Consider the following 25,039-nt stretch of genomic DNA (forward strand, 5'->3'; position numbering starts at 1 on the left):
TTAAAAAGACTAGAATTTTATGTATTTTTAAGGAACATACTTTTAAAACAATAGAGAGCTATCTTATGCGTGAAGAAAATAAATTAAAAAGAATTGAACTAGAAAATGAAAATCAAGAAATTCTTGAAATTGCTAATATTGTAAAAAAAGCAAAATCACGTACTTATAGAAAAATAAATAGAGAATTAATTTTAATGTATAGAGAAATAGGTAAATATCTAAGTGAGAAAAATGGTAACACCAAATATGGTGCAAATTTTATTGATAAAGTTGCTGAATTTTTTGAGAAAAACCATCCAGACTTAAAAGGTTTTACTCGTAGAGGTCTCTATAGGATGAAACAATTTTACGAATTATATAAAGATGATAAAAAAGTTTCAACAATGTTAACAAAAATAGGTTGATCTAATCATATAAAAATAATGTCTAGTTGTAAAACTCAAGAAGAAAGAGAGTTTTATATTAAGTTAGTTGTTAAAAACAACTTAACTCACCGTCAACTTATAAGACAAATTGATAGTGCTTATTATGATTGTTATACTCTTTCTAACAAACCTAGTGTGCCTAGTATAGACAAAGTGAAAAAAGCTACAAATAATTTATTTTTGGATAAATATGTGTTAGAGTTTCTTAATGCACCTAGAATATTAAGCGAAAAAGATTTTCAAAAAAGAATAATTCAAAATTTAAAAGATTTTATATTAGAGATAGGGAAAGATTTTTCTTTCGTTGGAAATGAATATAGAGTCCAAGTTGGTTCTCATGATTATTATATTGATTTACTTTTTTACCATAGAGCTCTTTCATGTTTGGTGGCTTTTGAATTAAAAATAGGTGAATTCAAACCCGAATATGTAAGTAAAATGAATTTATACTTGGAAGCTTTAGATAGAGAATATAAGAAAGAATGCGAAAACCCAAGTGTTGGTGTTATATTATGTGCTACCAAAGATGATGAAGTTGTAGAATTTGCTTTAAGTAGAAGTTTGTCACCAACATTAGTAGCAGATTATACCCTTAAACTCATTGATAAAAATAAACTTCAAGAAAAATTGAAAGAATATATCGAAATTGCTCAAGAAGCTGAAGAAATTGAATAATAAACAATTATATTTGCTGATTAAAAAAATTAGTTGATTAACAATAGTTATAAAAAGAAAAAGTGTCAACAGTGTTGACACAATTGAGTTAGTTGTAACATTATACCCAAGTCAAAAAGTGTCAACAGTGTTGACACAATTCAATTTCTTCAAGATTCTTTCCAAGTTGCAAGACAACAATTTACAAATAATCCTTATTTATAGGTTCATTTGTAAATAATCTAAAGGTTCCTACAATGATAGAACTGGTTTATTCCCAAAATTTAAAAAGTGTCAACACTGTTGACACAATTCAAATTTATATGTTTTTGGTTGCTATTTAACTTCAGCCCGCAAGTGGAACAATTTCCTTTTAACAAAAACAAGACTAAAAAATAGTATAATTTAAATAAGCACTTTCGATTGAAATTGCTTATTTTTTAAAATAGAGAGCAATTTAATTAAAGGAGTAATATGGAAAAAGAAAGATATCTTTTTGCAATTGATCTTGATGGAACTACTTTACGTTCAAGTCAAACCGGTGAAATTCACGATACAACAGTTAATGCAATTAAAAGAGCAACTGCTGAAGGTCATATTGTTTGTATTTTAACAGGTAGACCTTGAAGAAGTACTAAATTTATTTATGATGAACTTGGGCTTAAAACTATTGTAAGTAACTACAACGGAGCTCACATTCACCACCCATATGAATATGAATTCATTCCATACATTAAATATTTAAACTTAAATGAAGCATTATACATTCTTGGAGATGAAAAAGTTCAAGCAGAACTTACTAACATTGCTATTGAAGGACCTGACTGAGTGCAACTTCAGCACCGTGATCCAAATTTAGAAAAAGTCTTCGGATTTGAAACTACACCTAAATTTAGAGAAGGTCTTGATTTTCATAAACTTCCACTTATGCCTACTGGAATTATTTTTGACGTTAAGCAAACAACAGATGTTGAAAAACTTAGAAAATACCTTAAAGCTCGTTATGGAGATTTAGCTGAATTTTCATATTGATCAAAAGGTGAAGGGCTTTCACCAGTATTTGATATGACTAACATTACAGCTAATAAAGGTAAAGCCTTAAGTATGCTTATTAGATATTATGATGTTAAAGTTGAAAACACAGTTGCTATTGGTGATGGATTTAATGACGTTGCAATGTTTAAAGTGGCTAACGTTTCAGTAGCTATGGCTAATGCAACCAAAGAAGTTAAAAAATATGCTAGTGTTAAAGTAAGTAAAACTAACAAAGAAGGCGGAGTGGGTTGATATATTAATAAGTTTCTTGACAACCCAGAAGCTGAAATTAATAAAAGTAGCATTTTTAAACAAAAATTATCTAAATCAGTAGAAATTGAATAATGAAATATTTTGACAATCTTAATCACCTAAATTTAGGCACTAGAAATGTAGTTGGAGTAGATGAAACAGGAGTAGGCGATTATTTTACACCACTAATTGCTGCTGCAGCATTTTTACCTAATCATTTAACTGAGTGAGCTAAAAAAATTGGTGTTAAAGATTCAAAGAAACTATCACAAAAACAAATAAATGAAATTGCTCCTATTTTAATTAATACCATTCCACATTCTGTATATACACTTACACAAAGTGGTTATAACTCTTTAAGCAAGGTTTATAACGCTAATGAAATGAAATTTTTTGCACATCAAAAAGCTATCAATTTGCTCGTTGATCGTTATAACCTTAGAGTTAATCATGATATTGATTTAATTGTCATTGATCAATATTCAACAACTAATTCAATTCTTAAATATGATAATAAGATCTTGAAATTAAACAATTGAGCTAAGTTGCAAGATTATGAAATTGACACTTTACTTATTAATAAAGCAGAAGAAGTTCATCTTTCTGTAGCTTGTGCTTCAATTATTGCACGCTACACATTAAATTTAAAAATGCAAGAGCAATCTCAAAAATGAAACTTTAATTTTCCTCTTGGGGCTTCCTCTAAAACTAAAGAAGTTGTCAATGAATTTACCTTAAAATTTGGTGAGAAAGCTCTTGCAGAGGTTGCAAAACTTAATTTTAAAAAATAATCTAGGCCTATTAACCTAGATTATTTTTTAAACTTCAATTAAAGAAATAACTTCTGTTTCCTTACCTAAAAGTTCACGACCTTTAAGTTCTTTAAGTTCTAATAAAACAATGATTTTTGAAACAATTGCGCCTTGAGATTCAAGAAGTTTAATAATTGCTTTAGTTGTCCCTCCGGTTGCAAGAACATCATCCACAATAGCTACTTTTTGTCCTTTTTGGATAAATCCTTTTTGGATTTCTAAAACGTTGCTTCCGTATTCTAAATCATAATTCATTGAGATAACTTCACCAGGAAGTTTATGTGGTTTTCTCACCATTATAAATGGTTTTTTCAATTGAGCAGCTGTAGGAGTACCAAATAAGAATCCACGAGCATCTGGCCCTACAATTACATCAACATCATTGCAATGACTTGCAATTTGGTCAATTGTATAACTCAGTGCTTCTCCATTTGCAAGGAGTGGAGAAATATCTTTGAATATAATTCCTGGTTTTGGAAAATCTTTTACATCTCTAATTAATTTTTTAATATCCATCATTTACCTTCTAATTTACACGTACATCTTCATAAAATTCAAGTAAATCATCTTCTTCGATGTCATTAAATCCTTTAATATGACATCCAAAGTCTTTACCTTTAACAACTTCTTTAGCATCGTTAAGTTCACGTTTTAGTGAGTCAAGCACACCTTCATGAATCATTTTACCTTTGCGATAAACTTTAACTTTTGAACCTGCTTTAACTACACCAGTATCTTGAAGACACCCTGCAATTTTTCCAACTTTTGAGTAGAAAAATACTTTAATAATGTGAGCTTCACCGATTTTTCTTTCTTCATAAACTGGAGCTTTTTCTCCATCAAGCATAGTTTGAATATCATCTACAATTTTGTAAATAACATCATGAGCAATAAGTTGCACACCTTGGTTTAAAGCATTTTGTTTAATTGCAGGTTGTAATTTTAAGTTAAATGCGAAAATAACTGCATTAGAAGCTTGAGCTAAAAGTAAATCACTTCCGTTAACATCACCAGCTGCAGCTGAAATAACATTGACCATAGCTTCATCATTTTCAAGTCCGTGAATTTGACCTTTAATAGCTTCACTAGTTCCATGAACGTCAGATTTAATAATTACATTAATAACTTTTTTACCTGAATTGTTCATATTTGCACGTGAGTTCATTGAGTTAATTTTGTCAAATTGTTCTTTTTGACTAGCAAGTCTTTTAGCTAATTTTTCATCAGACATACCAATAAAACGATCACCAGCATTTGGAGCATAATTTAAACCACTAATTCTAGCAGGTGCTCCTGGTTCAACTTTTTCAAGGGTATTTCCATAGCTATCTTGAATTGATCTAACGCGACCATATTTAGAACCAGCAAGTAAGAAATCACCTTTCATTAAGGTTCCATTTTCTACAATAATAGTAGAAACTGAACCAACTCCACGATCAATTTTTGATTCAATAACTGTACCAATTGGATATCTTGAAGGGTTAGCTTTTAGATCTAAAAGTTCGCTAAGAAGCATAATGGAATCAAAAAGCTCATTAAGACCTTCACCTTTAAGTGCAGATCCATACACAATTTGTGTATCACCACCATATTCTTCAATAACAACTTCGTTTTCAGCAAGTTCCCCTTTAATTCTATCTAAGTCTTTATTTGGTTTATCCATTTTATTAACAAAGACAATAATTGGAACATTAGCTGCTTTAGCATGTGAAATAGCTTCTTTAGTTTGTGGCATAACTCCATCATCAGCTGCCACTACTAAAATAACAATATCAGTTACTTTAGCACCTCTAGCACGCATCATTGTGAAAGCTTCATGCCCTGGAGTATCAATAAAGGTAATTTTATTTCCTTTATGCTTGATTTGATATGCTCCAGTATGTTGAGTAATTCCACTGCTTTCACTAGCTACAATATTTGAATTCCTAATTTTGTCAATCAGAGTTGTTTTACCATGGTCAACATGTCCCATAACAGTAATAATTGGTGCTCTTTTGACTAAGTTTTTTTCATCATCGATAATTACAAGTTCATCTAAAAAGTTTGTACCATCAACATTGGTTTCCTTTTTAAAATCAAATCCATATTCTAAGCAAAGCTCAGCAATTTCTTCTTCTTCCAAAATTTGGTTTAAGGTATACATTTGACCTTTTAAAAAGAATTTTTTAATAATTTCATTAGCGTTAATTTTGGTTTTTTCAGCAAAGTCACTAATTGATAGTTTTCCAGTAAATGTAAAAACTCCATCTTTAAGTTCTGTTTTAGTTGTAGATAGTTGCTCTTTAACATCCTGTACATTACTAATTCTTGTATTTTTCTTGCTCATTTAGTACCTCCTGAATGATTGTGTCTATTTTGTCATATGTCTCTTTTGAAACATTTGTGCGAAAAGCACGGTTTAAGGCTTTGGTTTTTTTAGCTTTAGTTCAATTTTCATCAGTTAAAAGCATATAGCAGCCACGCCCTTTTAAAGTGCGATCTAAATCTAGATTCACTTCATTTTTACTTTTGTTGTAATCAAAACGAATTAAAAGTTCGTGATTAACGATTTGGTTTGTGATAATGCATTTACGGGTGTATGAAATTTTATTCATCTCATTCATCTTCGAATTCGCTTAAGTCTAAGTTTCCATCTAAACCGTAGTTAGCTAAATCATTATCAACTTTGAAACCTTTAAGTTCAACTTTAGCTTTCTTGTATTTTTCAACAGGTTTTTTAGCAGCAGGAGCTTCTGCGAACGCTTCTTCTTTAGCTTCAGTTTCCTCTTCTTCTTTAGAAATTAATTCTTCAAAGTCAATTTGTTCAATGAAATCATATTCACCTTCATCTTCAACATCGATTTGAATGTTTTCTGGACTAAATCAGTTATCAATTTCATTTTCATTTAATTTAGTTTCAGCTTTTGGTTTACCTTTTACTTCTTTAACTGGTTCATTTTCAGGTTCATCATTGAAACTTTCCATGAAGTTTTGAACATCAGCTTTAAAATCTTGAAGGTCGATTTCGATGTTATCAAAGTATTGTGAACGAGCTTTTTTAGTTCTATCATTTTTAGCAGTTGCTTTAAATAATGGTTTTTCATACATATTGCTTTTGTTAAATTCAATTCCATCTTTAATAGCATCTTCAGTACTTTTAACCTCAATTTTTGCACCTACAAGTTTAGCTGCAAGGTTAATGTTATTTCCTTCACGTCCAATTGCTGATACTACTTCTTCTGGTTGTACAATTGCAAGATATGTATTTGTTCCTTTTTGATAAATTACATCAATTACCTTAGCTGGTGATAAAGCATATTTAATGTATTCTTCTTTATTATCGCTATAACGAACAATATCAATTTTTTCACCATTAAGTGATTGTGATACAGCTAAAATACGTCTTGCACCTTCACCGAAAATTGATGAAATAACATCATAATCAAAGCTTCTTTCAGGATTTGGTTGAACTGCAATTTTAGATTTAATACCAACATTTCTCTGGATTTTAACAATTAAAATATCTCCATTAGCAATTTCAGGAATTTCTCTTTTAATTGCATCTTCAATTTCTTTTGGAGAAATCATTGTAACTTCACAAATGCTTAATTTGTTTTCCAAATTAATGTTTTCTAAGTAAACATCAATATAGCTTCCAAGTTCCATTTTTGATTTTGTATTAACTTTGTTTTTGAATAAAAATGCTGTAACTCCATCTTCAAATTCAAGGTTAAATGAACCATTTTTGTATTTTGAAAGAATTTTTGCACTAAGTTTTGAACCAATAAGATCTTTGTAAGCTTCATAAGTTTTTGACTTAATTTGAGCTCTTAAAGACATATTGAATCCGCTCATAATTGCATTTCTACTTTTTCCAGGAAGTGCTTCAAGTGAAAATTTAATAGAAACAACATCGTCAACTTCTAATTTTTTTCCGTAAAGATCACGAGCTTCTGAAAGTTTAATAAATGAAATTCTAGTAGGATCTAGTTCAAATGCTTCATCACTATTAATTTTGTCTTCATCTTCAAATTCGTATGAATCTTCAACTACTGAACCATTAACGTTGTAAATGTAAACTTTTTTGTTTTCAGCATCTTCTACTAATTGAACTTCAACTTCAGGGTCGATGTTTTTAGCAATTGTTTTGTTAATTTCTGATTGGAAAATTTCTAAAATTTCCTTAAATTCTAATTTGTTGTTTCTTGCAAACCCTTCAATTACTTGATAAAATTCTGAATCTCTATTTGGGTTTGGGTTTAATAAATCATTTTGGATTTTACTCATAAATACCTCTAAAATTTAATGTATTTTTCTGCTTTAGTAATATTGCTTTTGTTTAATTTGATTTTTCTAAAGTTTCCTTTATTGTTTCATTTGACTAGAATTTCATCGCCTAGATCTTCTAAAATTTCCACATTGAAAACATTTTGTCCTTCAAAACTTTTATGTAAATTGAAAGTTACCATTTGACCTACAAAATCACTTGCATTGTCTAAATTCACATTTAAATCAGTTCCTTTTGAAAGAACAATAACGTTTCATGAATTTTTAAATCAAGTTTGATTTTCAAGAAAATCAACAATTTTTCTTGATTTTTCAGTAACTACATCTAATGAATCTGTATTGATTGTAATTTCTAAACTACTTTCCGGATCAAAAACCATTTTGGCATCTAAAATTAGGTCACCAAAGTGTTCATTTAAAATTTTTTTATAATCCATTTTTACCTCTTAAAAATATGAAAGAGTTGCTTGCGCAACTCCCTTTAATATATGGAAATCTTTCTAATTATAACATATAAAAAATTATAGAATATAAATTAGAAAAGTCACACGCAAATTTAATGCATGTGACTTTTCTAATTTATAATATTTATTTGATAAATATATAGGTGCATAAAACAAGTAAAAATACCCTTAAGTGGGAAATGTGCAAAAATTAAGCGATAATGAGCTTATTCTCGTTAAGAAATGATTAGAGTTATCTTAAAGATTAACAACCAAAATTAAGCCTTATTAGGCCATTTAAAAGCTAAATTAAAAGTCACGTGCCATTATTAGCATGTGACTTTTAATTTGTGATTATAAATCGATATTCTTTACAAATTTTGCATTCTTTTCAATGAATTCACGTCTAAGTTCAACATTTTCACCCATAAGAGTTGTAAAGGCAAGATCAGCTTTATAAGCATCTGCGATTTGAACTTGCAACATTTTACGTTTTTCTGGATCCATTGTTGTTTCTCAAAGTTGTTCAGGATCCATTTCTCCAAGCCCTTTATAACGTTGAATATTAATTTTTTGGTTTGGATTTAAAGTAGCAATAATTTTTTCTTTTTGCTCATCTGTATAAGCATATTCAACAGTTTTATTTTGCTGAATTTTGTAAAGTGGAGGCTGAGCAATATACACAAAACCATATTCAATAAGTGGTTTGAAATAACGATAAAAGAAAGTAAGTAAAAGAGTTCTAATGTGAGCACCATCAACATCGGCGTCAGTCATAATAACAATTTTATGATATCTTAATTTGTTAATGTTGAAAGTATCACCAAGTCCTGTTCCAAGAGCTGTAATTAAAGACATAATTTCTTCATTTTCAAGCACTCTTTCTTGTCTTGCTTTTTCAACATTAATTACCTTACCTCTAAGTGGTAAAATAGCTTGAATGTTTCGATCACGTCCCATTTTAGCGCTCCCACCAGCTGAATTCCCTTCGACAATGAAAAGTTCACTAATTTCTGCATTTTTTGAAGAGCAGTCACTTAATTTTCCTGGAAGTCCACCATTGTCAAAAGCACTTTTTCTACGAGCATTATCTCTAGCAGCAACTGAAGCAAGTCTACTTTTACGAGCCATTATAGCACGATCAATGATCTTTTTAGCAATATCTGGGTTTTCATTTAACATTCTTTCAAATGAAGCTGAAAAGACTTTATTTGTTGCAATCCGAGCATCTTTAGAACCTAACTTACCTTTGGTTTGCCCTTCAAATTGAGGATCAGGATATTTAATTGAAATAACTGCAGTAAGACCTTCAGTTAAATCATCACGAGTAAACTTATCACTTTCAACTTTAATAAGTCCTTTTTCAATTCCGTAGTTATTAATGATTCTAATTAATGCATCATAAAACCCTGAAACGTGAGTTCCACCTTCATGAGTAGCAATATTATTGGTATATGAAATAATATTGCTACGGTATAAATCACTAAGGTATTGACAAGCTACTTCAATATTAACAGTCTTTTTATGCTCAGGATCATTTTCATTAACTACATAATCGCCACTAGCAAAGATAATATCACTAATTGGGTTATATCCTTCATTAAGTTCTTTTACATAGTCAATAATTCCATTATCATATTGAAACTCTTCAATTTTGCCATCTCTTAAATCAGTTACGCTAATGTAAAGCCCTTTATTTAAGTGAGCAATTTGCTTAGCGTGGTCAATAACAAGTTCTTTATCAAAAGGAACTTGTTCCATGATTTTGTAATCAGGATGGAACTCAATTTTAGTTCCTGTTTCGCCTGGTTTCACTTCACCAATAACTTCAGTTGATTTAATTGTTTGACCACCATTACCAAATTCGGCAAAATAAAGCTTTCCGTCTCTTTTAACTCAAGCTTTAAGTGAATCACTAAGTGCATTAACAACACTAGCCCCCACCCCATGAAGACCACCAGAAACTTTATATGCATTTGATTCAAATTTACCACCAGCATTAAGTTTGGTTAAAACAACTTCTAAGGCACTAATCCCAAATCTTGGATGAGTTCCAACTGGAATTCCACGTCCATTATCTTCAACAATAATATGCTCATCTTTAGTAATTGTAATGTAAATTTTATCTGCAAAACCAGCCATTGCTTCATCAACTGAGTTATCAACAATTTCTCAAATTAAGTGGTGAAGTCCAGTTTTTGAAGTGCTACCAATATACATTCCAGGACGTTTTCTAACGTGCTCTAAACCTTCTAAAAACTTAATATTACTTGCATCATAACTTTGGTTTTTTTCACTCATTTTAACCCCCATATAAACATAACATATTATAAATATGTTATTGTTTATAAATTATATTAAATTTTTCACTTTCTAAGAGTAAAAGAAGTAAAATACTTAAGTGAATAAGTTATAATTTAATAACTTTTAAACTCAGAAAAGGAGAATAAAAATGTCATTAAAAGCTGGTATTGTTGGTCTTCCAAATGTTGGTAAAAGCACTCTTTTTAGTGCTATTACCAAAAAAGAAGCTGAATCTTCTAATTATGCTTTCACAACTATTGAACCTAATATTTCATCAGTTCCTTTAATGGATAAAAGATTAGATGAAATTGCTAAAATCGTTAATCCACAAAAAATAATTCATGCAACTTTTGATTTTGTTGATATTGCTGGTTTAGTCCAAGGAGCTTCAAAAGGAGAAGGTCTTGGAAATAAATTCTTAGCTAATATTCGTGAAGTTGATGCTATTATTCATGTAGTAAGATGTTTTGAAAATAAAGACATCTTACACGTTGCTAATTCAGTAGATCCAGTTAGAGATAAAGATGTTATTAACTATGAACTTATTCTTGCTGACTTAGATACAATTAATAATGTTTTAAACCGTGTTGCTAAAAAAGCTAAAAGCGGTGACAAAGAGGGAATTATCGAGCAAAATGCTGCTTTAAAAGTTAAAGAAGCACTTGAAAAAGAAATTCCTGCTCGTGAAGTTATCCTTGATGAAAATGAAGCTAAATTCATCAAAGGATATCATTTATTAACCTTTAAGCCTATTATTTATGTAGCAAATTTAAGTAATGAACAATTTGCATCATATCAAAATGATCCTCTTTACTTACAATTAAAAAATTCACTTAAAGAATATGAAAGAGTAATTCCAATTTGCGTGCAGCTTGAATCTGAACTTATTAACATCGAAGATGAAAATGAAAAACAAGAGCTTCTTGGTCTATACGGAATTGAAACTTCAGGACTTGATGTTTTAACAAGAGAAGCTTTTGATCTTCTTGGGCTTGAAACTTACTTTACAGCTGGGCAAATTGAAGTTAGAGCTTGAGTGTTTCACAAAGGATGAGCTGCACCTAAATGTGCTGGAATTATCCACACTGATTTTGAGAAAAAATTCATTAAAGCTGATGTTATTTCATATTCAGATTACATTGAATTTGGTGGTGAGCTTGGAGCTAAAAATGCTGGAAAATTGCGTTCAGAAGGTAAAACTTATATTATGAAAGATGGTGATATTTGCCACTTTAAATTCGGAAAATAAAAAGAAAGTTTGAACTTTCTTTTTTTATTTGTAATTATCAAAGTAAAATAGTTTTTTGTTTTTTTCATAAAAATTAGGATCAACTTTTTTAAGGTAGAAAAGTCCTAATTTTTGACAAATTAAAACATTGTGAATAGCAGTAATATTTAATTTATTTTGGTTCTCTAACTTAGCTCAAAAACGGTGTGCAAATTGAATTGTTTCTTCAACTTCTTGTTTAGAGATATCAAAATTACATTTAATTCTAATAAACATATCTCAAAAGTAGTTTCATAAATCGATATTGATTTTCTTATAAAGTGCATCTTTGTTTTCTCTAAGGTTATCATATCTGCTTGAAGAAGCTTCAAGCTCTAATAATTCCATCGGAAAAGAAACATCTTTATTTTTTTGCATAATTAAATCAAGAAGTTTTTTACCATAAGCAAACATTACAGCATTTAAATTCTCAGTTCTAATAACATTTAAAATTTGTTCTTTTGCTTCTTTAAGTGAATAAATACCATATTTATGTAAAAGAGGTAAAGTTTCTTCATTTAACTCTTTAGTTACAAATTCAGTGATGTTTAAAATCTTAATTTTAAGATCGCTATTATTATCTTTTAAAATATCTTCAGCACCTTTGTTTTTACCAATAGCTCATGTTATAATTGGGTTTTCACTATTTTCACTTACTTCAAGCATTGTTTTACTTGATTGTTTTGTTTTAACGCTTGTAATTTCTACTTCAATAAGATCACCAACTGAAACATTAGAATCTTTATCTACTCTGAATTTATAGTTTTTAAAAGTGTGTTCAATAAACGCTTTACTTACCTCACTAAAGTTATTCTCAAAATCATATTTTAGTTCCGAAGGCGTTAAATCCATTTTAATAAAATTTAAATCATCAATAACATATCAAGAAAGATCATAACTAAATTCTTCTACATTAGCAACAATGTTGCTAATTACTGGTCTAAAGTAAATCTTTTGGCCTTTAGCTTCATTATTTAACAAGGTTCATTGCTTGTTAATTCATATTCTAGAAGCATATTCTTTACTATGATCTAAAATGATTTTTTGATTAATTTCTTTACCTTGCGCTACAAGGTTGTTATATACATCATTTTGAATTTTGATTCATATTTCTTTTTCTGCTGTAAAATGTTTTTTTTCAAGTCTCATTTTTACTCCTTATTGTAATTTACATTATACCAATTTAGAAATAAAAATAGAACCTAAGTGGTTCTATTTTCTCTTATTAGTTAATTATTTAGATGCTTTTTTCTTTGAGTAAACTCTAAGTAATCCAGCAGCAATGATTACTGTTCCAACTACTAATAATGAAACTGGAATTCATAATCATTTTTTTCAATTGTTATCTGAATTTGATTCAACTTTGTTATTAACAACTGGTTTAGCTTCTGCAGCTTTAAGGTTTTCTTTGTTGAATGCTTGTGAAAGAGCATTAAAGCTTTCAGTAATTTTTTCTAATGAAGTTGCAGCTTTTAATTCTGCTTCAAGAGTTCTTGGGTTTTGTCCTCTAGCAGCATCTTTAACTTTGTTATATAAAGCTAATTGTTGCTCTACAAGATTATTGAAGTTTGCTTTAGTTTCTTTTGAAGCGTTTTCATATCTTGCTGGTTTGTCAATGATTGTTGATGTAGCTGAGCTAAGTAATCTAATGTGTTCTCCAGCAACTTTGTTAACTTCAATTGCTTCATTAACAATAGCATCAACTTGTTCTTTTGTTGGGTTTGTTAAATCATTAATTTGTTTTACATATTCATCAACAGCAACACGTGAAAGGTTAACAAGTAATCTTGCATTTTTGTATTCATTAAGTTTGTCCATTGCTACTTTTTTGAATCCATCAAGTGCAGCTTTTGTTCTCTTAATTTCAGCTGTAGCAGCATCTACCGCTTCTTGTGTTGTAGCTTTATCTTTAAGAATTTCATTTGAAAGTAATGCATCACCATTTGTAATAGCATTGTTGAATGCTGCTTGTTTTTCTGGTGTAGCTTCTGTGTAGTTTTCGTTTGTTTTGTATGCTTTTGCATCTCTAAGAGCATTAACAAGAGCTTCTACTGAAGCGTTTAATGCTTTAGCAGCATCTTTAATTGCGTTAACTGCGTTAATGCTTGAAGCATCATTAATTTCATCTCTTTTTGCTTGTTTGTATTCTTCTGGTAAGTAGTTTAATCCGTCAAGAGCTGTATTAGCATCTTCTTTAGCTTTGTTAAGTCTTTCTGTACCATTAAGTTCGCTATATGTTCTTACAACTTCATCTTTTTTGGTTTCAACATCAAGTTTAGCGTCAGCTTCTGGTAAGTTTTCAACTCATTCTCTTAATAAGTTGTTTTCTAAAAGAGCTGTAGCAGCATCCATTGCGTTGTCAAATGCTGTCTTTTTATCTTGATCAGCTTCGATGTAGTTTCCATCTTTCTCTTTGTAGTTAGGGTGTTTTTTAACTTCATTAATTAATTCACCAGCTTTTGCATTAACTGTTGTAGCAACTGTCACAACACCATCAATAGCTTTTGGAACTTCTAATGTATCAATTTTATTGTTGTATTGTGATTTTGCATTATCTGAAAGGAACTCTAATGCATTAATTTGAGCTTTTGCATCTTCACGTTTTTTAGCTAAAACTTTATCCCCATCAAGAGCATCAATAGCGTCTTTAATAGCTTTAGCAGCTGTATTTACAGCATCTTTTTCTGTATCTTTTGATGTTAATACATATGATTCAGGTGTTTCACCACTAGCAGCTGTGTGTGTTAAAAGATTTTCACCTGCAGTTTGCTTTTCGTCAAGAGCTGTTTTTAAGTTATCTGGAGTTTCTGAAGCTAATGTATATTTAACAGTTGGTTTAACAGCAATAGCAGCTTTAACTTGATTAATAAGTTCTTCTGCTGATGCATTTAAATCTGTTGCTTGTTTTTGAAGTCTTTCAACTTCTGCTACAAGAGTTTGTTTGTCGATTTCTGCTTTGAAGTGTTCTTTAATTGCTGTTGATAAGTATGGTAAAGCATCAATAGCAGCTTTAGCAGTGTCTTGAACTTCTTTAAGTCTTCCTTCTCCGTTAAGAGCAGCTTCTGCAGCTTTAAGATCTTCTGTTAATTTTTTTAATTGAGGCGCTGTTGTTGTTTCGCTATTTAATTTATCACCCTCTAAAAGATCTTTAATAGCTTTAACAGCATTGTCATAAGCTTGTTTTTTATCATCTTCAGCGTTTAAATATTTAGTTTCACCATGAACTGCGTCTTGCTTATTAACTTCAGCAACAGCAACTGGTGTATCTTCTTCTAAAGCAACAATTGTGTTTTTAAGTTCAACTAATGATGAAAGTCAGTTTGTTTTATCTGCTTTATCTTTTGTTTTTGTTTTTAAACTTTCTGAAATATGTGATGTTCCTTCAACAAAATTTTTAAGCTCAGTTTTTGTTTCTGAAACAACAGCTTTAATTTTTGCATCTGTATCTTTTTCAGCTTCTGCAAGAGCGTCTTTTTTAGTTTCTAATTCTTGTAATGATGCTTTTACAGTATCAAGGTTTGTATCTGATTTAAGTGAGTTTACTTCAGTAACTTTTGTGTCTAATGCTTCTTTTGAAGCTTTTAAGTCTTGAACTTTTTTAAGTGTTTCATTACTTTCGTTAGCTAATGCATAAACAAGGTTTCTGTTTTGTTTAAGAGCGTCAGCATTAGTTAAAAGTGTGTCAACATTTCTCATTAATGTATCTGATTCTTCAGCAGCTTCAAAAACAGTTGTATATTCTGTTGATTTATCTGATGAATCTGATTTATATTTTTCAACTAAATCATTTGAGTAAACAGTTTTTTGTGTAGCTGTTAAGTATTGGAATGCCATTAAACTAGTAATTTTAACAGCTAATTCTTGAACATCTTGTAATTGTGTTTCCACTTCATCAACTGTTGTTGCGGCATCAATTTTTTGATTTGTGTATGTTTTTAATTCTTCTGAAATGCTTAATTCAGCAATGTATGATTTTGCTTGAGCTTTAGCTTCTTCTGGTGATGAAGCTGTAGCAACTGATTTAGCTTCTGGTTGTGCAGGTGTTGCAGGTTGTTCTGGAGCTGTCTCTGTTTCTGCACCATTTCCTTCACCTGCTGTGTTTGTTGTTGCTTCAGCTTCAACTTCAGCAAAGATTTGAGCAAGTGATTTTGCCTTTGTCTCTTCTGAATTTGCTGCTACTAAAGCTGCTGGAACAACTAATGTTGTTGCAACGCTAGCACCAACTAAAACTTTATTTTTTAATTTCATATTTTTTCTCCTAATAAGAATTGAAATAATTTTGTTTTGTTAATTTAACTATTAAGATTATATCCTCCATATATTAATAGCGAGTATATTTTTATAATCTTGCTCTAATTATACAAAATATAAGCTTAATAGGCTTGATATATCTTATTTTTATTTAATTAAGATCAAACAAAACAAAAGTTATGTCTGCATTTATCTTAATTTTTTATTTTTTATATGTGTTAATTTTATTATATTTTTGTGAATTTTGAATAAATAAAAATTTATTTTTATCCCCTTGGCGCACCTTAAGTTAGTATAATAAATGCATGAATTTAGAAAAAGACAAAATCCAAGAAAAAATCAGCAAATTAGTTGCTGAAATTAATAAATGAAATAATGAATATTATAATTTGGATAGCCCTACAGTTAGCGACCAAACATATGATAAAGCACTTAGAGAACTTGAAGAGTTAGAGCAAAAATATCCAGATCTTATTTTAGAAGGTTCACCTACGCAAAAAATAGGTGGATTTGCTTCAAATAAGTTCCAAAAATACACTCATAAAAAACCAATGCTTTCACTAGCTAAAGCATATACATTTGAAGAAATTGGGAAATTTGTTGAAAATGCACAAAAATTAGCTGGTGGCGAAAACCTTTCATATTCACTAGAACCTAAAATTGATGGACTTTCAATTGCTCTTTTTTATGAAAATGGGCAGCTTATTCGAGCTGTTACCAGAGGGGATGGAAAAATTGGTGAAGATGTTACTGAAAACATCTATCAAATTAAATCTGTTCCAAAGCGAATTGATTATAAAAATGAATTAGAAGTTCGTGGTGAAGTTTATTTAAGCAAAAGTGTCTTTCAAGAAATTAATAATAATTTAGAAGAGCAAGGATTAAAAACTTTTGCCAACCCTAGAAATGCAGCTTCAGGAACTTTAAGACAGCTAGATGCTAAAATTGTAAAGCAAAGAAAACTAGATGCTTTTTTATATCAAATCGTTGATACTGATTTTCATAATATTACAACTCAAGAGCAAGCTCTTGAGTTTCTAGGAAAACATAAATTCCCTTTAAATAATTATCATAACATTGCTAAATCATTAGATGAAATTATTAATAATATTGAAGAATTTGGAAAAATTAAAAACGATTTAGATTATGAATGTGATGGGTTTGTTATTAAAATTAACCAGTTTTTCTTATATGAAAAACTAGGTTATACTGCCAAATTTCCTCGCTATGCAATTGCTTATAAATATGAAAGCGAATCAGCTAATACTGAAATTAAAGACATAATTGCTACTGTTGGCAGAACTGGAAAAATTACTTATGTAGCTAATTTAGAACCGGTTAACTTAAATCAAACTACAGTGTCTAATGCTACCTTACATAATTATGAATTTATTAAAGATATGGAAATTAACATTGGTGATATTGTAAAAATTATCAAATCTGGAGAAATTATTCCAAAGGTTATTGAATTAGTTGCTAAAAAAACAGATTCTATTTTTTCAAAAGTCACTAACTGCCCAAGTTGTAATTCAGTTTTAGTTCATGTAGATAATTTAGTAGATCAGTTTTGCACCAATGAAGATTGTCCTTCTAAAATAGTGAAAAAGTTAATTCACTTTGTTTCTCGCAATGCAATGAATATGCAAGTAATTGGTGAATCAAATGTTGAGTTATTTTACAATTTAGGAATTGTTAAAAAAGTAACTGATTTTTATCAGTTACATAACTATAAAGAATTGCTTTTAAGTCAACCTACTTATAAAGACAAAAAAGTTAATAATATTCTTGATAGCATTGAAAATTCTAAAAATGTATCTTTTGCAAAAACTCTTTTTGCACTAGGAATTAAGCATATTGGTTCTCAAGTAGCTGAACTTATTGCTCAGAAAGTAGGTAGTTTTAAGGAATTATTAGATCTAAATTTAGATTCACTTGCTTTAATAGATACTATTGGTGATAAAATTGTCAGTTCAATTAAAGAGTTTATTTCTAAAGATGAAAATAAAATGATTATGCTTGAGCTAGATCAAATTTTAAATTATCAAAAAGTTACTAATGGCAATTTACTAAGTGGTAAAACTTTTGTAATTACCGGAACTCTTTCGAAAGAACGTAATTACTTTAAAGATTTAATTCTTCAAAATGGTGGTAAAGTATCTTCAAGTGTTTCAAGTAAAACTTCTTTCCTTCTTGCTGGTGAAAATGCTGGAAGTAAAAAAGAAAAAGCTCTTGAAAATGGAGTTGCAATTATTGATGAAGATGCTTTTAATGAAATGATCAAATAATAAAAAGTAGCAATTAAGCTACTTTTTATTATTTGGAAAAGATGGTATTTATTATCTTTTGATTTCTTTAAGACGAGCACTTTTACCTTGACGTGAACGCATAAAGAATAATCTTTGTCTACGAACTTTGTTTGAACGAACAACTTCGATGTGTGCAATTAATGGTGAGTTAAGTGGGAATGTTCTTTCAACACCAACACCATATGAAATTTTTCTAACTGTGAAAGTTTGTCTTGTTCCTGATTCTTTGTTAACAATTGCAAGACCTTCAAAAACTTGGATACGTTCTTTTTCACCTTCACGGATACGTACGTGAACACGAACATTATCTCCTGTTTGGAATGGAACGATATCTGTACGTAATTGTGATTGCTCAACTAATTCAATTAATTTATTTCTCATTTTTAATCCTTTCAATAATATCAGGTCTGTTTTTTAAAGTTTTCTGATATTGTGCATTTGATTTTCATTCCTCAATTTTTTTATGATCTCCACTAAAAAGAACCTCAGGAACTTTCATTCCTTTATATTCTCTTGGTCTAGTGTACTGAGGATAATCAAGTAACCCATTTCCTTGGAAAGAATCATAGACATGTGATTCTTCACGAATAACTCCTGGAACCAATCTAGCAACTGAATCAGCCATAACCATTGATGGAAGTTCGCCACCAGTTAAAACATAATCTCCAATTGACAGTTCTAGATCACAAAGTTCTACAACTCTTTCATCAAAACCTTCATAGCGTCCAGAAATAAATGTAATTTGATCATATTTAGCAAGTTCATTTGCAATTTCTTGATTAAAGGTTTTACCTTGAGGTGTTACTAATATTTTATAACCTCCTCGATCTTTAAGTGAATCTAAGGCAAGATCAATTGGTTCTACTTGAAGAAGCAACCCATGACCTCCACCATAAATTTCATCATCAACTTTACGATGTTTACTTTTGCTAAAATCTCTAAAATCAACAACTTCAAAATCTAAAAGGTTTTTTTCTTGAGCTTTTTTAATGATGCTTTCATTAATAAAAGGTTCAAAATATTTTGGAAAAAGGGTTAGGAAATTAATTTTCATAATTAACTATTTTTTTAATTCGCTTGTTAATTTGTGAGCTTTGAATAAGTTAGCAACAGTTGCTGTAGGTTGTGCACCTTGTGATAATCATTTTAAAATTTGTTCTTTGTTTAATACAACTTCATCGTTTAATGGGTTGTAGTGTCCAAGTGCTTCAATAAATTTACCATCACGAGGAGCTCTAGCGTCAGCAGCTACAATTTTGTAAACTGGGCTAAATTTGCTCCCCATTCTTTTTAATCTAATTTTTACCATTTGTTCCTCCGTGATGTCAAGCGAAAGTGCTTGACAGCTAATTAATGTATGTATTAATATTTTATACATAAAATTTAAAAAATTAAATAAAAAAATGATTTTTTCTTCTTATAATTTAAGCATGTTAAATATAGTTTTATACCAACCCGAAATTTGCCCTAACACAGGAAATATAATTCGTACTTGTTTTGCTCTTGGAGCAAAACTCCATATCATTAAACCACTTGGTTTTGATTTGCACCCGAAATATCTTAAAAGAGCTGGTGCTGGAAGAATGCTTTCAGATATTCCGCATGAAGTGCATGCTGATTATGAACAGTTTTATAAAAAGTACCATGATAAACACATTTACTACATTACTAGATATGGGCAAAAAACTTATACTGATGTAAATTACAAACAAACTTATGAGCAAAACGGTGAAATTTGACTTATGTTTGGTCGTGAATCAACTGGAATTGATAAGGATATTCTTTTTAATAATTTAGAAAGATGTCTTAGAATTCCAATGGTTTCAGCAATGCGTTCAATTAACTTAGCTAATTGCGTGTCAATTTTAGGATTTGAAGTAATGCGTCAACTTGATTTTCAAGACTTATCTAAATTCGAAGTAGAAAAAGGAAAAGATTTTTTAATCAACTATGGAAATAACAAGCAAAACTAATCCAAAAGTGAAATTTATCCGAAAATTACAAAATAAAAAGTTTCGTCAAGAAAGCTCTAATTTTGTAATTGAAGGTGAGCATTTAATTAAAGAAGCTTTAGATTCAAATTTAATTATTGAAATTTTTGAAAACATTGATTCAAAAGAGTTTCTTTTTGATGGTTCTACCAAAGTAACACGTGAAATTATTGAATCTATACTTCCTTCTAAAAATCCTCAAAATTGCTTTGCTCTTTGTAAATTTAAACCTGAGCAAAAACTAGGACAAAAAGTCATTGTTTTAAATAACTTACAAGATCCAGGAAATGTAGGAACAATTATCAGGTTAGCTAAAGCTTTTGACTTTGATTCGGTAATTGTTGAAAATTTAGATTTTTACAACGATAAAGTTTTGCGTTCTTCACAAGGTGCTTTTTTTAGTGTTAATCTAATAGCTACTAAAAATGCAAATCAGACAATGAACCTTTTAAGAGAAAAAGGATACAAAATTTATCACACTCTTTTAGATAAAAATGCGCTTCCTTTAAATAATGTCAGTTTTGAAAGCGAAAAACTTGCAATTATTTTTGGAAATGAAGGAAATGGAATTGATCCATCTTTAGTATCTCAAGACGATACTAAAGTTTATGTTCCAATTAGTTTTGAAAGCTTAAATGTTGCTTGTTGCGCTGCAATTGTACTTAATAAAGTAAGGAATGGATAAATATGAAAGAAAAAGAAATACTGCAATTAGGTTTACAGCAACTATCTGAAATTTCTTTTACTAAATCAGTTAATGGACTTTCTAAAAATGAAGTGTTGTCATTTTTAGAAAGTTTGAAAGAAAAAATGGAACTGCTTGATTCTTACCTTGAAGAATTGCTTGAAAAAAATGAAGAGCTTAAAGAAGAAAATGATAAACTCAAAAATCAAATGCAAATGCTTAATTTCGAAAACAAAAGATTAAAAAGTTATACAAATATAAAGGATAAAAATGAATCAAAATAAAATAAATGAAGAATTTAATAATTTAATTCAATGATTCCCAGGCCACATGTCTAAAGCAATGAAAGACATTAAAGAATCTGCTAATTTAGCTGATCTTTTTGTTGTTGTTTTAGATGCTCGTTGCCCAATTAGTTCATATAATGAAGATTTTGATGCAATTCAACCACAAAAACCTCGACTCTTTATCATTACCAAAAGTGATTTAATGGATAAAAGTAAAAAAGACCAAATTGCTAAGCGTTTTGGTAATGAAAACTTGCTTTGACTTGATCTTAGACAGCAAAGTTCTAAGAAAATCATTTTAAATAAAATTAAGCAAATTCTTAAAGAGAAAATTGCAAGAGATAAGGCTAAAGGTATGCTTGTAAGCAGGCTTAAATCATTTGTGGTGGGAATTCCTAACTGCGGAAAAAGCACCTTAATTAATCTTGTTTCTTCAAAATCAAGATTAAAAGTAGCTGATATGCCTGGAGTAACCAGGGTTAAGCAATGAGTAATGGATGGTGAGTTTTGATTTTTAGATACCCCTGGTATTTTGCTTCCTAAATTTGACGATCAAGAAAATGCAATCAAACTTCTTGCAATTGGTTCAATTAAAAATGACATTTTCCCACTTGAATTTGTGGCAATTCAACTTTGAGCACTTGTTTCAAAATACTACCCAGAAAAACTTGCTGATTTAGGTATGACGTCATCAGAAGATACTGTGCAAATTTATGGACTTTTTCATGAATATGCAGAAAAATTTGGATTTTTAAAAGAAAAAGGAAAAGTTGATTTGCAAAAAGCACAAATCAACTTTATCAATTGAGTAAAAGGATTAAAAGGAGTTACATACGATTAAAATTAGCAATTTAATTAGTTTTTTGCTAATTTTATGCTAAAATTATATTACTATGAAAAATAAGAGAGATTATTATGAAGTTTTAGGCGTTAGTAAAACTGCAACTGAAGCTGAAATTAAAAAGGCATACCGTAAGTTAGCTATGAAGTATCACCCTGATAAAACAGATGATCCAAAAGCTACTGAAATTATGCAAGAAATTAATGAAGCTTACGAAGTTTTATCTAATGCAGATAAAAGAAGAATGTATGACCAGTATGGGCACGATGGAATGAATGCACAAGCTGGTGGATTCGGTGGTTTTGAAGGATTTGAAGGGTTCTCAGGAGATTTTAGTGATATTTTCGAAAATATCTTCTCAGGATTTGGTGGTTTTTCATCAAGAAGAAACCACAATCCAAATGCTCCAAAACGTGGTGATGATATTAAAACTACAATCACTATTTCATTTTTAGAATCAATTCACGGGATGGTGAAAAAAGAAGAATACCCTAAATATGAAACTTGTCCAGATTGTAATGGTACAGGAGCAGAAACTCCTAGCGATATTCAGCAATGTAGTGATTGTCATGGATCAGGATATGTAGAGAAAATTCAACGTGGGATTTTTGGTGCTCAAAGAGTGCATACAACTTGTTCTAAATGTTCTGGAAAAGGTAAAATTATCACAAAAGTATGTAAAAAATGTAAAGGAAATTGTAACGTTAAAGTTATTAAACCTGTCACAATCCCTATTTCAGAAGGGACAACAGATGGGACAATGTTAAAACTTTTAGGTTATGGAAATCCAGGTCAAAATGGTGGGCCATCTGGTGATTTATACATAGAAATTCGTGTAAAACCACATCCATTTTTCAAAAGACATAACCATGATATTTACTTAGATTTCCCAGTATCATTTGCTGATATTTTATTAGAAAAAACAATTATTGTTCCAACTCCTTATGGTGATCAACAAATTAAACTTAAAAAATCTTACTTAGATTCTAAAGTTGTTAAAGTAGCTGGTAAGGGAGTTAAAAACAAATATGGAACCGGTGATTTAAAACTTAACTTAAGAATTATCATTCCTGATTATGGTAAAAAAGATAGAAAGAAAATTACAGAAGTTTTAGAAACTATCCAGGATGATACTAATGAAAATTTTGTAAAAGAAGTTAATAAGGCAAAATAAGATCAAGTTAATTCTTGATTTTTATTTTGCACCTAACTTTAAGCTTTTATATAATTAATACTAATATGAAACTTACAGAAAAATATATCCAGGTTTATAACACTGATTCATCATTAATCCATTATACAAACGCTATTTCAAAAGTAGGTCTTTTAGATGCTGAAAACAAAGTTTTAAAGATGCTTAAATTACCTAAAGCCCTGAGTTTCCAAGTTGATACACTATAAAAAACGAATACATCTATAAATAAGGTGTATTCGTTTTTTATATTTAAAATTACACACATAGAATTAACTCATACATGCGATAAAATCTTTATAAATTTTTATATTTTCTTTATGGTTTTCATCCAAATCATTAATTATTTCTTGTTCCACTTTTCCATTTACTTCTTTTTTTGTTATAGTCATCATTCTTAATGAATCCACAAATAAATCTAACGTCACTTTTTGTACTTCTCCATTGATTTCATAATATTTCTTTAATTTGTAAAGACAGTATTTTAAAACAACAAGAGCAATGAAACATAACAAAAGATGCGCAAGTATATGCTGTTCATTATGAACAAAAACAGGTCTAACTTGTAAATAAGATTTTAATGTTCTGAAATTTTCTTCTACTTTTCATTGTTTTCTGTAAATTTCATTAGCTTTTTCTGGTGTTAAATCTAGAATATTGGTTTCAATAATGTAAAAACCATCTTCAGATTCTTTTTTCTTAATTTTCTCTCAATTTAATTTACCCACTGTTTTGCCATCAATGTCCATGTATTTCTTTTTATATTCTGGAACTAAAGAACTAAGTGGTAGTTCTCCATTTACAGTTTTCTTATTCAATTTATCAATAAAATTATTTCTTCTTAATTTATCTAAAGTCTTTTTTCCAGGACTGAAAAACACACATCATTTTCTGTATTTACCGTTAAATCTATTTTTATTTCAAATAGATTCAACAATTTGTTCTTTTCAAAACATTTCATCTCTAAAAACATAATGTTTGTCTTCAAGAATGAATTTTTTCATCCCAATACTTAATGTATCTAATCTTTTTTGAAATATATATTTAATTCCTTTTTGTTCTAGGAAACGTAAGTTTGCGTTGTTATTTATTCCACGATCTGCAACTATTGTAATATCCTTTATTTTATAGATTGATTGAAGTTCTAAAACGAAGGATAACATTGTTTTACCATCAGCTGTGTTACCTGGAAAAACTTTATAGTGTATTGGTATTCCGTTTTCATCTACAGCCATTGCTATGACTACTTGATCTTCATTGTGTTTTCCGTCTTTTGAAAAACCGTTTTTTCTTATTCCTTCTCTTGTAAAGCTTTCAAAATAAACTGTTGTGTTATCGAAGTGAAAAACTTTATTGTTACGATTTGTAAATTCATTTATTTTTTGAAATAAATTGACTAAAACAGAATTCTTATTTTCGAAAATAACATCAAGATAGTTATATATTGATGATTTTTTAACATTAATATCATTTATAAAATCACTTTTATTTTTATATTGTGACATATAGCTTCTTGGAAGGATAATTCTAGTTGCTATGAAAAATTCCAAAACCTCTTCTAACGATTTATGTTTACTTTTTGGTAATGCTGAAAATAAATTTAATTCTTTAATAACTTTATAAATTAAATCAACTCCAATATTTTGGATACTTGTTTTTACAGAAGTGGGTTTTAATAATTTAAAAAATTCTTCTTTTGCAACAGCTTTATCTAAAGATGTATCTACTTTTTTTGCTATTTCTTTCATATCTTCAATTGAAGATAATCCATACTTTTCTTTGATATCTTCTCAGTATCCTAGACCAATCTGATTTCCATAACCTTTTTTAAAACCTTTAGAAATAGCTAAAACTAAATAATATTTTCCATTTTGTTTTTTCTTGCATAAACTGTAACTCATGCTCTTATTATATCATTTTATGTATGTAATGTAAGTAAAAAAATATTTTTTTCTTTAGCTCATATATCTTTGATATATGTATAAAAAAATGAGCCTAAAAAATAGGCTCAACTTGGAAACTCAGGAT

At 29.4% G+C, this 25,039-nt stretch carries 23 protein-coding genes; 11 read left to right on the plus strand and 12 right to left on the minus strand.

Going from position 1 to position 25,039, the window contains the following annotated elements; all coding sequences use genetic code 4:
• Positions 1 to 65 precede the first annotated feature (65 nt).
• The 3 genes from EXC51_RS01410 to EXC51_RS01420 all read left to right on the plus strand — a co-directional run bounded on the left by EXC51_RS01410 (position 66) and on the right by EXC51_RS01420 (position 3,157).
• The gene (locus EXC51_RS01410) at positions 66 to 1,100 is read left to right on the plus strand and encodes a PDDEXK nuclease domain-containing protein (protein WP_129620183.1); all 1,035 of its coding nucleotides are present in this window, start codon (positions 66 to 68) and stop codon (positions 1,098 to 1,100) included.
• A gap of 453 nt (positions 1,101 to 1,553) precedes the next feature.
• Positions 1,554 to 2,459, plus strand: coding sequence for a Cof-type HAD-IIB family hydrolase (locus EXC51_RS01415; protein WP_129620184.1), 906 nt, complete (start codon positions 1,554 to 1,556; stop codon positions 2,457 to 2,459).
• Positions 2,459 to 3,157, plus strand: coding sequence for a ribonuclease HIII (locus EXC51_RS01420; protein ID WP_129620185.1), 699 nt, complete (start codon positions 2,459 to 2,461; stop codon positions 3,155 to 3,157). Before EXC51_RS01415 ends, EXC51_RS01420 begins: the two co-directional genes overlap by 1 nt.
• A gap of 27 nt (positions 3,158 to 3,184) precedes the next feature.
• Here the strand turns inward: EXC51_RS01420 and EXC51_RS01425 are convergent, their stop codons facing one another.
• The 6 genes from EXC51_RS01425 to EXC51_RS01450 all read right to left on the minus strand — a co-directional run bounded on the left by EXC51_RS01425 (position 3,185) and on the right by EXC51_RS01450 (position 10,188).
• Positions 3,185 to 3,694, minus strand: coding sequence for an adenine phosphoribosyltransferase (locus EXC51_RS01425; RefSeq protein ID WP_129620658.1), 510 nt, complete (start codon positions 3,692 to 3,694; stop codon positions 3,185 to 3,187).
• 10 nt (positions 3,695 to 3,704) lie between these two features.
• Positions 3,705 to 5,504 carry a translation initiation factor IF-2 gene (gene infB / locus EXC51_RS01430; RefSeq protein WP_129620186.1) on the minus strand — a complete coding sequence of 600 codons (1,800 nt, stop codon included), beginning with the start codon at positions 5,502 to 5,504 and terminating at the stop codon, positions 3,705 to 3,707.
• Complete coding sequence (locus EXC51_RS01435) at positions 5,479 to 5,772, minus strand: YlxR family protein (RefSeq protein ID WP_223211646.1); 294 nt, start codon at positions 5,770 to 5,772, stop codon at positions 5,479 to 5,481. Before EXC51_RS01435 ends, infB begins: the two co-directional genes overlap by 26 nt.
• Complete coding sequence (locus EXC51_RS01440; protein WP_129620188.1) at positions 5,765 to 7,444, minus strand: NusA N-terminal domain-containing protein; 1,680 nt, start codon at positions 7,442 to 7,444, stop codon at positions 5,765 to 5,767. The genes EXC51_RS01435 and EXC51_RS01440 overlap by 8 nt, the downstream gene beginning before the upstream one ends.
• 8 nt (positions 7,445 to 7,452) lie before the next feature.
• Positions 7,453 to 7,881, minus strand: coding sequence for an LSm family protein (locus tag EXC51_RS01445; protein ID WP_129620189.1), 429 nt, complete (start codon positions 7,879 to 7,881; stop codon positions 7,453 to 7,455).
• Between the two features lie 360 nt (positions 7,882 to 8,241).
• Complete coding sequence (locus tag EXC51_RS01450) at positions 8,242 to 10,188, minus strand: DNA topoisomerase subunit B (RefSeq protein WP_129620190.1); 1,947 nt, start codon at positions 10,186 to 10,188, stop codon at positions 8,242 to 8,244.
• A 151-nt stretch (positions 10,189 to 10,339) separates the two neighbouring features.
• Between EXC51_RS01450 and ychF the strand changes: the two genes are divergently transcribed.
• Positions 10,340 to 11,440, plus strand: coding sequence for a redox-regulated ATPase YchF (gene ychF, locus EXC51_RS01455; RefSeq protein WP_129620191.1), 1,101 nt, complete (start codon positions 10,340 to 10,342; stop codon positions 11,438 to 11,440).
• 24 nt (positions 11,441 to 11,464) lie between these two features.
• On the opposite strand, the gene EXC51_RS01460 is transcribed toward ychF, so the two are convergent.
• Together EXC51_RS01460 and EXC51_RS01465 are read right to left on the minus strand one after the other, a co-directional pair.
• Complete coding sequence (locus tag EXC51_RS01460; protein WP_129620192.1) at positions 11,465 to 12,607, minus strand: trigger factor-related chaperone; 1,143 nt, start codon at positions 12,605 to 12,607, stop codon at positions 11,465 to 11,467.
• Positions 12,608 to 12,691: 84 nt separating this feature from the next.
• Positions 12,692 to 15,706: a GA module-containing protein gene (locus tag EXC51_RS01465; RefSeq protein WP_129620193.1), complete on the minus strand. Its 3,015-nt coding sequence runs from the start codon at positions 15,704 to 15,706 to the stop codon at positions 12,692 to 12,694.
• A gap of 314 nt (positions 15,707 to 16,020) precedes the next feature.
• Here EXC51_RS01465 and ligA point away from each other — a divergent pair, with 314 nt between their 5' ends.
• Positions 16,021 to 17,994 carry an NAD-dependent DNA ligase LigA gene (ligA, locus tag EXC51_RS01470; protein ID WP_187468998.1) on the plus strand — a complete coding sequence of 658 codons (1,974 nt, stop codon included), beginning with the start codon at positions 16,021 to 16,023 and terminating at the stop codon, positions 17,992 to 17,994.
• Between the two features lie 51 nt (positions 17,995 to 18,045).
• Here the strand turns inward: ligA and rplS are convergent, their stop codons facing one another.
• From rplS to rpsP, 3 genes are read right to left on the minus strand one after another with little or no spacing between them, the layout of a single operon-like run.
• Positions 18,046 to 18,396: a 50S ribosomal protein L19 gene (gene rplS / locus EXC51_RS01475; protein ID WP_129620195.1), complete on the minus strand. Its 351-nt coding sequence runs from the start codon at positions 18,394 to 18,396 to the stop codon at positions 18,046 to 18,048.
• Complete coding sequence (gene trmD / locus EXC51_RS01480) at positions 18,386 to 19,069, minus strand: tRNA (guanosine(37)-N1)-methyltransferase TrmD (RefSeq protein WP_129620196.1); 684 nt, start codon at positions 19,067 to 19,069, stop codon at positions 18,386 to 18,388. The genes rplS and trmD overlap by 11 nt, the downstream gene beginning before the upstream one ends.
• 6 nt (positions 19,070 to 19,075) lie before the next feature.
• Positions 19,076 to 19,324: a 30S ribosomal protein S16 gene (rpsP, locus tag EXC51_RS01485; RefSeq protein ID WP_129620197.1), complete on the minus strand. Its 249-nt coding sequence runs from the start codon at positions 19,322 to 19,324 to the stop codon at positions 19,076 to 19,078.
• A gap of 121 nt (positions 19,325 to 19,445) precedes the next feature.
• Here rpsP and EXC51_RS01490 point away from each other — a divergent pair, with 121 nt between their 5' ends.
• From EXC51_RS01490 to EXC51_RS04160, 6 genes are all read left to right on the plus strand, one after another.
• Positions 19,446 to 19,988: a tRNA (cytidine(34)-2'-O)-methyltransferase gene (locus EXC51_RS01490; protein ID WP_129620198.1), complete on the plus strand. Its 543-nt coding sequence runs from the start codon at positions 19,446 to 19,448 to the stop codon at positions 19,986 to 19,988.
• Entirely contained in the window at positions 19,966 to 20,691 is a 726-nt protein-coding gene (locus EXC51_RS01495) for a TrmH family RNA methyltransferase (RefSeq protein WP_129620199.1), read from the plus strand. The genes EXC51_RS01490 and EXC51_RS01495 overlap by 23 nt, the downstream gene beginning before the upstream one ends.
• A 2-nt stretch (positions 20,692 to 20,693) precedes the next feature.
• Positions 20,694 to 20,975 carry a hypothetical protein gene (locus EXC51_RS01500; RefSeq protein WP_129620200.1) on the plus strand — a complete coding sequence of 94 codons (282 nt, stop codon included), beginning with the start codon at positions 20,694 to 20,696 and terminating at the stop codon, positions 20,973 to 20,975.
• Positions 20,962 to 21,819 (plus strand): ribosome biogenesis GTPase YlqF, encoded by an 858-nt coding sequence (gene ylqF / locus EXC51_RS01505; protein ID WP_129620201.1) that lies wholly within the window; start codon positions 20,962 to 20,964, stop codon positions 21,817 to 21,819. The genes EXC51_RS01500 and ylqF overlap by 14 nt, the downstream gene beginning before the upstream one ends.
• Before the next feature lie 52 nt (positions 21,820 to 21,871).
• On the plus strand, positions 21,872 to 22,993 hold the full coding sequence (gene dnaJ / locus EXC51_RS01510; RefSeq protein WP_129620202.1) for a molecular chaperone DnaJ: 1,122 nt from the start codon (positions 21,872 to 21,874) through the stop codon (positions 22,991 to 22,993).
• Positions 22,994 to 23,058: 65 nt separating this feature from the next.
• Positions 23,059 to 23,220 (plus strand): hypothetical protein, encoded by a 162-nt coding sequence (locus tag EXC51_RS04160; protein ID WP_165001811.1) that lies wholly within the window; start codon positions 23,059 to 23,061, stop codon positions 23,218 to 23,220.
• A gap of 63 nt (positions 23,221 to 23,283) precedes the next feature.
• On the opposite strand, the gene EXC51_RS01515 is transcribed toward EXC51_RS04160, so the two are convergent.
• Positions 23,284 to 24,912, minus strand: a complete 1,629-nt coding sequence (locus EXC51_RS01515; protein WP_129620203.1) for an IS1634 family transposase — start codon at positions 24,910 to 24,912, stop codon at positions 23,284 to 23,286.
• Positions 24,913 to 25,039: the final 127 nt, after the last annotated feature.

Source organism: Mycoplasmopsis gallinacea (genome assembly GCF_900660495.1).
In the GTDB taxonomy this organism is placed as follows: domain Bacteria; phylum Bacillota_I; class Bacilli_A; order Mycoplasmatales; family Metamycoplasmataceae; genus Mycoplasmopsis; species Mycoplasmopsis gallinacea.